At 31.6% G+C, this 6,942-nt stretch carries 9 protein-coding genes; 8 read left to right on the top strand and 1 reads right to left on the bottom strand.

What is annotated here, in order from left to right; all coding sequences use genetic code 11:
• The first annotated feature begins 132 nt into the window (after positions 1-132).
• The 4 genes from IGJ95_RS14520 (at position 133) to IGJ95_RS14505 (ending at position 4,948) form a co-directional block, all read left to right on the top strand.
• Positions 133-1,479: a hypothetical protein gene (locus tag IGJ95_RS14520; RefSeq protein ID WP_438762230.1), complete on the top strand. Its 1,347-nt coding sequence runs from the start codon at positions 133-135 to the stop codon at positions 1,477-1,479.
• A gap of 347 nt (positions 1,480-1,826) precedes the next feature.
• Positions 1,827-2,516, top strand: a complete 690-nt coding sequence (locus IGJ95_RS14515; RefSeq protein ID WP_438762228.1) for a hypothetical protein — start codon at positions 1,827-1,829, stop codon at positions 2,514-2,516.
• An 805-nt stretch (positions 2,517-3,321) separates the two neighbouring features.
• Positions 3,322-4,350 (top strand): replication initiation factor domain-containing protein, encoded by a 1,029-nt coding sequence (locus IGJ95_RS14510; RefSeq protein ID WP_438762226.1) that lies wholly within the window; start codon positions 3,322-3,324, stop codon positions 4,348-4,350.
• 280 nt (positions 4,351-4,630) lie between these two features.
• Positions 4,631-4,948, top strand: coding sequence for a hypothetical protein (locus IGJ95_RS14505; RefSeq protein WP_438762224.1), 318 nt, complete (start codon positions 4,631-4,633; stop codon positions 4,946-4,948).
• 378 nt (positions 4,949-5,326) lie between these two features.
• On the opposite strand, the gene IGJ95_RS14500 is transcribed toward IGJ95_RS14505, so the two are convergent.
• A complete protein-coding gene (locus tag IGJ95_RS14500) occupies positions 5,327-5,434 on the bottom strand; it encodes a type I toxin-antitoxin system Fst family toxin (protein ID WP_438724057.1) in 108 nt (35 codons plus the stop codon).
• A 123-nt stretch (positions 5,435-5,557) separates the two neighbouring features.
• Between IGJ95_RS14500 and IGJ95_RS14495 the strand changes: the two genes are divergently transcribed.
• The 4 genes from IGJ95_RS14495 to IGJ95_RS14480 all read left to right on the top strand — a co-directional run.
• Positions 5,558-5,746 carry a type II toxin-antitoxin system CcdA family antitoxin gene (locus IGJ95_RS14495; RefSeq protein ID WP_438724059.1) on the top strand — a complete coding sequence of 63 codons (189 nt, stop codon included), beginning with the start codon at positions 5,558-5,560 and terminating at the stop codon, positions 5,744-5,746.
• An 82-nt stretch (positions 5,747-5,828) separates the two neighbouring features.
• On the top strand, positions 5,829-6,113 hold the full coding sequence (locus tag IGJ95_RS14490) for a hypothetical protein (RefSeq protein WP_438762222.1): 285 nt from the start codon (positions 5,829-5,831) through the stop codon (positions 6,111-6,113).
• The gene (locus IGJ95_RS14485; protein WP_438762220.1) at positions 6,094-6,693 is read left to right on the top strand and encodes a hypothetical protein; all 600 of its coding nucleotides are present in this window, start codon (positions 6,094-6,096) and stop codon (positions 6,691-6,693) included. The genes IGJ95_RS14490 and IGJ95_RS14485 overlap by 20 nt, the downstream gene beginning before the upstream one ends.
• A gap of 18 nt (positions 6,694-6,711) precedes the next feature.
• Positions 6,712-6,942, top strand: a 231-nt coding sequence (locus tag IGJ95_RS14480; protein WP_438762218.1) for a hypothetical protein, incomplete at its 3' end; no start/stop codon positions are given.

Here is a 6,942-nt window from a genome sequence, read left to right as displayed (position 1 = left end):
TCTATCGGCGGGTTAATTGCTGTAGCTTTTGCAACTGTTAAAATTGCAAAACGTTTCTTCGGTAAAGCTGTTTAATCGAATAACTGAATAGACATTCTTCGGAATGTCTATTTTTTTATTAGGAGATGTTCTATGAAGAATAGATTATTTGTTTTGATAGCTATTTTTTTTACTTTTTTTAGTTTTGACAAGGTTCATGCGAATACTGCTACTTTGAGTTTTTCTGATGCTCCTACGATTGCTGATTATAAGAGAATTAGAGGACCTGGAAATTTGAAGTATGTGCTTTTGGGACTTGCTGGTCTGGCTGTTGGCGGTGTTGCTGTTAAAAACTGGGACGAGCTTGAAGAAAAAGGGAGATCGATTGGTATTGGTCTTACAGCTTCTGAGATGGCTGAATTTGTTTTTGAGAATACCACTGCTGTAGCTTTTACTGCTTTTAGTTATAGTTTGATTCAAAATGCTTTGAAACAAGATTATGTAGTTGGAAATAAAAATTATTTTGATGGTTCGGGGTTTTATAAACCTTTAAACGCCGCAAGTATTCAAGCAAATGATGGTTTTTATATTGATTTGGCGAATCTTTTTGGCGCTAATATAGCTTATCTTACTTCTAGACCTATTGCGAATGGTTTTGAAGTGGATTCTGATGGCAATATGTGGATGAATACTCTCGAATTGACTGTTAGGTCCGGAGGCTTTTCTCAGTATACGCCTGAGTTTGGTTTTGTTTCTACTCCTGCAGCGAATCCGCTTGGTGCTTTACGTGTGATTACTACTACTCCTGATTCGGTTACTTATGGTTTGACTACCACTGGAACAACTAAAGATTTAACGTATTTGAAGGTGAAGCGTGGTTATGATTCTATTGATTATCCTATAGGAGTTTTAACAGGATTAGATATAGATGTCCGTGTTGGAACTATTACAAAGACGTTAGCTGGTAGTGGTACTCTTGCGAAAGATGTTGCCATTGGAACTCAGTTGACTTTTGATGAAACAAAACCTATTACTCAAACTGGTGTTGTTGATGGTGCATTGGTTGAGGATATTGCAATATCCACGCCTATCGAAAATGTTGGTACTGGTGAAGGCGCTGGTTCTGATACTGATGTGGATGTTGGTACTGGTGTAATAGGTGGTGCTATTTCTGGTGTTTTGACATGGCTTAAGGATTTTTTTGTTCCTGATTTTGACGGGATACAAGACTCTTTTTCTGATTTTATTGATCGCTTAAAAGATAAATTTGATTTTATTTTTAAGTTGATTGATTACATTAAATCTTTGTTTTCTAGTAAAAAATCTTTATATGATTTTTATGTCGTTTACCGTGGAGAAAAGTTGTACCCATTTCCTAGAAGTTGGTTTGATAGTTTTGTTCCTGTTGTTAGGAATGTAGCGAATATTTTTGTCTTTTTGTGGACATGTATCACGATTTACAAGCGTCTTGTCGGGGAAGGTGATGTTATTGCTACTTAAAATGTTTGTCGATTTTTTTGTAGGTATCTTAAATTTTATTGTTGATTTGTTTCCTACGATAAAATTTCCTTCCGCAGAAGAGTTGAATTTCTCTGCTTTTTCGGATACTTTGGCATATTTTGACACTTTGGTTAGCTTTAAGCTTGTTCTTGCGTGTATTACTGCAATTGTTGTCGTAGACAATTTAGGCTTTCTTACACGTATTCTAAGATTTATTTTGAGCAAATTCTCGCTTGGTTAATATTTTTTTTCGCGGGGCGCATGGGACGCGCGAGCGCCCCCGCGCACGCGAAAAAAATATAACCTGCGAAATTGCTCGAATAATTTTGAAAGGTGGATAAAGTGAATTGAAACGTGAATTTGAGATTTTGTCGAATCAAAATGTATTTGTTAAGTTGTTTCGATTTTTAAAATGTAAAATCAAAGATTTATTTGATCATGAAGAGCGAAAAAGATTTAAAATGTATGGTTTAACAATCTTTGCAGGAATGCAAGGTAGTGGGAAAACAATGAGTTTGGTTGAACAGTTAGAAAGGATTAGGAAGAAGTATCCTGATGTAGTGATTTGTACGAATTTTGGTTATATCCATGAAGATGTCTCTCTTGACTCATGGGAACAGATTTTGACTCTTCGCAATGAAGCGGGGATAGTATTTGCAATTGATGAGATACAGAATGAATTTGATGTTTATGATACTCGGAATTTTAGTTCTCGTGTTCTTGCGGTTGCGACGCAACAACGAAAACAACAGATAAAAATATTTGGTACGAGTCAACACTTTAGTCGTGTGACGAAACCTTTACGTGAACAAACCTTTGAAGTGGTTGAATGTTATACGGTAGGAGGCTGGTGGACGTTTCAGCGGTGTTTTAATGCGAAAGACTATGAAGATACTATTGGGCGTCCAGAAGCCCGTAGAAAGCTCCACAGGAAGTGGAGGCGTAATTTTGTACAAACGAAAAAGATTCGTGAGTTATACGATAGTTATGCGGTGATTAATAAGATGATTGCGGCTGAAAAGGAGCATAAAAAGTGATAGAGAACATTACGTTTTTAATTTTAATGTTTGCGTTGGCTTTAGTACCGAGCATGATGAAGGAGTAGAGATGTGGCGCTGTCAATTATAAATGTCTGACTGAGCGGAGCGAGGGAATTTATGCATTGACAGCTACAAACGATTTCCCCGACCCTTGAATTTCTCTCTTTGGTATGAAATGCCGAAGAGAGGTGCCTACCGGCGAGGGTGCCCCTCGAGAACGAGGGGGTGGGGAGTTGATGGTTAAGAAAAAAAGATCCCTTGCATACACGAACAAGGGACTAAAAAAAAACAAAAGATTAAAGATTTTAGGTTGAGATAGATCATTTTCTCATGTAATACAACTATCATAAGGAAAACTGATTTTTGAGTTTAAGAGTGTGTATGGTTTTATATTATTTTTTTTATTTTAGTTTTTTTATTTTTTTCTATTTTTTCTTGGTTTTGAAAAAAATAATTGTCCCTTGCATACACGAACAAGGGACTAGAAAAAAACAAGATTTGATATCAGCTAGATGGTTTTTTTAGATATGGAATACAAAAAAATAAAAAAGACGTGTATGTGATTATATTATTTGTTTTATTTTCTTTGTTTTTGATTTTATCTTTTTTTATTTTTTTTAAAATTTTTAGGCATTTAGACTTCATAAAAAATAGCCTTGCATTGCAAGAAGGCCAGTGATAAAGTTTAAGTGTCGAATTCAAACTAAATATCAGAAAGGCAACTTGTAACGTAAGACTATCTTTTTTATGTATGCATTAGGGGCATACGTCTTCATATCTACGAGTTAAGGGTATATGAGAAATGAAAAAAAATCAAGAAGAAATTACTTCAGAAAATTTAAATAATGAAAATTTAGGTGTTCGAGATCGGGAAAAAAGAATAACGCTTAATGAGTGGGAAAAATTAACCGCACCCTCTAACAGGCGGTTAAGTGTGGAAGATAGGGACACCCTTATTAAACTTACCTGGTCAATAGATAGGATTACCATTGTTGGAAAGCTTAAAGAAAACATTTGGTATCGGACTAATAATGGAACTATTTTAGTTAATTTTGAACAACTTATGCGTTTGAATGAAAATAATGGTTTTCTCGAAGCAGTTGGTCAAAATTCTTGGAAATTATGTGATCATTATGGGGAAAACATTGCTTTTATTGAGATGCTTAAGTTTCAAAAAGGTTATGGACGCATTGATTTTAATCCGAATAAAATTGGAGAATTTCTTTCTGGTAGTATGAAGAACTTTATTCACGATTTATTTTTAGAGCCCCATTTTTCACGTGCAGATATAGCTTGCGATATTATTGATGTTCCAGATGATTTTATAACTCAGTATAGAGTTGTTGATTCTGTTTCTTTTAAACCTATTTATGGGCGTTCTGGTGCTCTTGAGACAGCTTATTGGGGTAGTCGCTCAAGTGAACGTCAAATACGTATGTATAATAAAAAATTAGAACAACAAAACAAGAAGAAGGTTATTCCAGATGAAGTTAATACTTGGTGGCGTTTAGAGTTGCAATTAAGACGTGGTAAAGCTAATGAGTGGCATAATATTGTTAATGAAAGTCTTGATAGTTTTTGTTCTCCGCATTATCTGCCTTCTCATGTTAAATCTATAGATAAAATAATGATTGATGGTTTAATTGCAGATCATTCTAATTGGTCGATTTTATCTCGTAAAACTAAGTATAAATATAGAGATATTTTGAAACTTGAATCTAAAAATGATGAACTTACTCAACATTTAAGAGAAAGTTTTTCAGAGAGTGCTGATGAATTAAAAAAAGAACTCGATACTTGGTTACTTGGTTTAGACGTTAGTGGTAAGTAAAAAATGAAATCCAATTTTGGGTTTCGTTTTTTTTTGAGTAAATTAATCTTTTTTATTTATTGTATATTTTTCATGGGGTATTTTGTGTGATTGAAATTTATGACATATCTGAATTTTATAAATTAGGATTTTCTTTTTTTGATTTATTTGATTACACGTTTTTTTTATTTTTTTTGAATAGAGATGGATATGTTTTATATAGTCCTGTTGATATTTCGATATATGATATAAATAAAATTTTTTGTTTTAGTGTAAAAATATTATATTAGGGATGATATTTTTGGAAAATGTATTATTAAAATTATTTAATGAATTTGATGATTTATATCAATTATTTATTATTCAGAATTCTTTTTTACAATTGTTATTATTATCTTTAGTTTTTTTTATTTTATATTTTATTTATTTGATTATATATTCTATCTTTATGGCTATTATTAATATATTTTTTGATACTTCTTTAACAGGAAGACAAAGAAAATATAATAGATTAGTTAAATCTGCTTTAAAAAAACAAAAAAAGGTTATACATGAAAATTATAAATCAGGAAAAACAGATTCTAAGGATTTCAAAGAAATTTATAATAAGACAAAATGATTTTATAATGTTTTTTGAAGACAAAATAACTTTGAAGAATATAGCATAAAACCCAACCCACTTTAGTAGGTTGGGTTTTATATGCACTTTAGGTTTTATAGGCTAGATAGCAACTTGCTTTTTTTGTTGCTGTTTTTATTATATTTTATTTTAGCTTTTTATTTTTTTTGAGTTTCTATTTTTAGTATATTGATTTTTTAATTTTAGTGAAAAGTAAATAGTATTTTTGATTTTATTGTTTTTATATATTATAATTGGATTGTGGAAACGAAATGATTTGGAACAATATAGCACAAAACCCAACCTATTGCAGTAGGTTGGGTTTTTTTATGCACTTATTGTGGATTATAAGCGTGTGGGTTAGAAAGCAACTTGCTTTTAGTTATCTTCTTTCTCGTCTAACCAGTGAGAAACTAGGGTGTTTACTAGAGCCACAAATAGTGGAGCGATAACTAACGAAATGATTTGGTAAAACAATATAGCCACCCCCTTTTGGGGCAAGTTGCCTTTTTCATTATACTTTATTTTTTATTATTTTTGTTTGGTTTTTGAACATGCTATATGTGTTAATATTAATAGAAAAAAGCTCTTTTTGAAGTGAGGGATTTGATGGGAAGAAATAGATTGGATTATCAAGAGAAAAAGAGAGCTAAAAATGTTAGTATTAATAATAAAATTTTAGATGAAGCCGAAAAGTTAAATCTTAATTTGTCGGCTATTCTTGAGGATTCTTTGTTTTATTATATATATAAAGCTAGTGATGAAGAACGTGAAAAATACAGTAAAAAAAAGAGTTGAAAAAGCTTTGTTTTTTTTATAATATATTTATGCGCACAAAAATAAGTTCGCGTAATTTTTGTGTAGTTTAAGAAGGGATGTAATGAATATGAATGAAGTATATGAACAAGTAGAGTTAGTAGGATTTCACAATTATAAAGTAGATGGTGTAGATCGAGCAAAATTGAGTTGTTTAGTTCCTTATCCTGTGAACGAAGGTTTTGGGAAGAAAGTAGCATATGAAATTACTGAGAATCTTGCAATTCTTTCTATTTTTACTCAAAAAGTGCCTTGTGAGGTTACTTTAGTTAAGAAAATGACCCGTAATTATAAAGGTTTTTTAGAGCTTGAATTGGTGGGGATTTTAGATGGATGGAACAGAGAATAATATAATTCAAATTCCTGAGTTAAAAGATACTAGAGCAGGTTTTCAAATTGATACGGCAGATTTTGACAATTTATTAAAACAGGAAGGATTGTCGAATGATACGAAAGCCATAATACAGGCTCAAAAATATAATTATATAGCTCTAGTTGATTTTTCGATGAACCATGATTATTGGATGAGAAGTTATATATATCCTTATATTTATCAATCTTCAAATTTTATGGATATGGTTTATTCTGATCAATTAACTAAATTAAAAGAGTATTTTGTCTCTTTTGATGAATTTAAAACTGAATATTTTAAGGAGGTGCAGGCTTCTGAACAATCTAGAAATGACTTGTTAGAAAAGGTTTCAAATTTATCTAGTAATACTGAGAAGATTTCGGGGGAAAACTTTAGTATTTTAGATCAAAAAATAGGATCAATACAAGCCCAAACTTATATTGATCCTGAAGTCCAACAAATTGAAATCGGCTTTCAAACTGCTGGCTATATTCTAATTGTTTTTATTATACCACTTTTGATTGCAGGTTTCTCTATTTATAAAATTTATCAGTCTATTTTGAAATCAATTTTTTAATTAATGGAGGAATATTTTATGCAAAATTTGAAAGAAAAAGTTATGAATGCAAGCTTTAAAACACGTTTATTTGTTACTGGTGCGGTAGCTTCTGTTTCTACTTTAGGTCCTGCGGCTTTCGCTGATGAATCTGTTTCTTCAGGTGCTAGAGCTGTAAGATCTGCTTCTACTGATGCTGTTACAACTACATTGAATGAAATAAAAACTGGTGCTACTGAGGTTATTTCTGGTGGTTTACCAATTCTTTTA

It is taken from the genome of Enterococcus sp. AZ156, assembly GCF_051714165.1.
Classification (GTDB): domain Bacteria; phylum Bacillota; class Bacilli; order Lactobacillales; family Enterococcaceae; genus Enterococcus_B; species Enterococcus_B pernyi.
The sequence above is the reverse complement of the archived record's forward strand: the minus strand, read 5'-3'. Positions and strand labels throughout refer to the sequence as shown.